This is a genomic window from Filifactor sp. (assembly GCF_057248345.1).
In genome coordinates, this window is sequence record NZ_DBHIIC010000078.1 from 1 (window position 1) to 2,320 (window position 2,320).

The 2,320-nt window shown below is 36.8% G+C and carries 2 protein-coding genes; both read right to left on the reverse strand.

Annotated elements, in window-relative coordinates; genetic code table 11:
• On the reverse strand, positions 1-642 hold a 642-nt coding region (thrC, locus tag ACO5GE_RS07940; RefSeq protein WP_484830372.1), incomplete at its 3' end, for a threonine synthase.
• 2 nt (positions 643-644) lie between these two features.
• The gene (locus tag ACO5GE_RS07945) at positions 645-1,910 is read right to left on the reverse strand and encodes a homoserine dehydrogenase (RefSeq protein ID WP_484830373.1); all 1,266 of its coding nucleotides are present in this window, start codon (positions 1,908-1,910) and stop codon (positions 645-647) included.
• Positions 1,911-2,320 lie beyond the last annotated feature (410 nt).

Genomic DNA, 2,320 nt, shown 5'->3' on the forward strand with positions numbered 1-2,320 from the left:
TAACAATGTAGGAAGATGTTTGTTTTTCTTTTGTTCATAATAATCTTTGAATCCCTTCCAATAAGCAGTGATATTTCCCGCATTACCAACCGGAATTGCCAAATAATCAGGTGCATCTCCCAATACGTCAGACACTTCGTATGCTCCTGTTTTTTGTCCTTCAATTCGATAAGGATTCAAGGAGTTTACCAAAGTAATCGGATATTCATTTGTAATATCCTTTACAATATCTAATGCATTGTCAAAATTTCCGTCAATTGCAATTACCTTTGCTCCATAAATCAATGCTTGTGCTAATTTTCCCATTGCAATATTACCATCCGGAATCAACACAACACAGTCCAATCCACATCGTGCAGCATAGGCAGCTGCAGAAGCTGATGTGTTACCGGTAGAAGCACACATAATCGTCTTTGAGCCTTCTTCCACTGCCTTCGCAACAGCCATTACCATTCCCCTATCTTTAAAAGAACCGGTAGGATTCAATCCGTCATACTTAAAATAAAGCTCCAAATCCAACTCTTTTGACAAATTTTCACTTCGAATTAACGGTGTATTCCCCTCAAGTAAAGTACAACGAGGTGTCTTTTCTGTTACCGGTAAATAATTTCTATATGCATCAATCAATCCGTTCCAAGCCATTGTTATTCTCCTTCCATTCTAATCATACTATTACATCCTGCAATCAAGTTTTGTTGTTGTAGCACTTCTAAAGCTTGATTTCTATCTTTCTCTTTTGACTCTACTGCCAATATCCATTCCTCTTTTTCTTCCAACTGTTTCAAAACGGAAACATCGGATTCTTTGCACACTGCTTCTATCTTACTCCAATCCTTGCAATCATCAGATTTTTGTAATCGTAAAAATGCTTGACTTACAATGGAATCTACCGGAACAACCTTCTCATTACGATACAAGGATACAAGAGACTTAATGGAGCTGTTTCTCACAATATTTCCCGCTATCTCCATCACATCTCCAAGCACTGCACTTCCGGTTGGAAGTTCTCCGGCACCTCTTCCATACAGAAGAGAATCTCCAAATCCTGCTCCTTTCAGACAAATCGCATTAAACGAATCATTTACTTGTGAAAGAAGATTCTTTTCCTTCAACATCATAGGATGAACTCTAACTTCGACTCCGTTATTGTCCTTAGCAACACCGACCAATTTGATACGATAACCCCATTGTTTCGCATATTCAATATCTTTTGGACTAATATTTCGAATGCCTTGTGTATACACTTGATCAAACGTAACCTCTGTATGGAATCCCAAACTTGCCAAAACGGCAATCTTTCGACCTGCATCCAATCCATCCACATCGGAAGTTGGATCAGCCTCTGCATATCCAAGATCTTGTGCCTCTTTCAACACTTCATCAAATCCCAATCCTTCTTCTGTCATCTTTGTCAACATATAGTTCGTTGTTCCGTTCATAATTCCCATTATCTCTGTAATCTTATCTCCGGACATGGTAGATGTCATAGAATGAATCACAGGAATAGCACCACCAACACTTGCTTCAAATAACAATCCGACATTGTTTTGCTCAGCAAGCTCAGATAACTCTTTCAAATGAAGAGATAATAAATCCTTATTCGCCGTTACCACATGTTTGTGATGAGAAAGTGCTTGTTTCACATACTCTTTTGTATGTTCCACTCCACCCATCACTTCTACTACGATATCAATCTCAGGATGAGATATCACTTCATTCACATCTGTTGTAAATACTTCCTGTGAAAGAGAACAGTCTCTTTTTTTAGAAGCATCCCGAACCAAAACTTTCTTTATTACAAGTTCTGCTTGTAACCTCTGTTGTAACTCTTCCTTCTGTTGTTCTATGAGTTTTGAAACACCGGTTCCGACTGTTCCGAATCCCAGCAACCCTAATTTAATCTGTTTCATTTCTACTCCTCCTAATTTACTTACAATACACCTCTATCTATGCATCATTTTACTTCTATCTATGCATCATTTTACTTCTAGTCTATTTCATAAAAAAATCGGTTCTGATCTCCAAACCGCCCCTTTATGTCCTTGCATTAGAGATATGTGTTTTTATATAAAAGACATTATATCATCCGTTTTTTTGAATAGCAAGAAAAATTCAAAATTCTCCCTATTTTCTTCCAATTACAAACAATTCACGAAAAAACAATCGTAACTTCAAACAATCATAACTTTTATAAATCTATTATAAGTAAATTTCACACATAATAAGCAATTTTTATCACATATCAACAGTTTTTAGCCTGTTTTCAAAAAAAGAGTAGAAGCTTATCCATCATCGGCTTCTACTCTCTATTGCTTTTCTT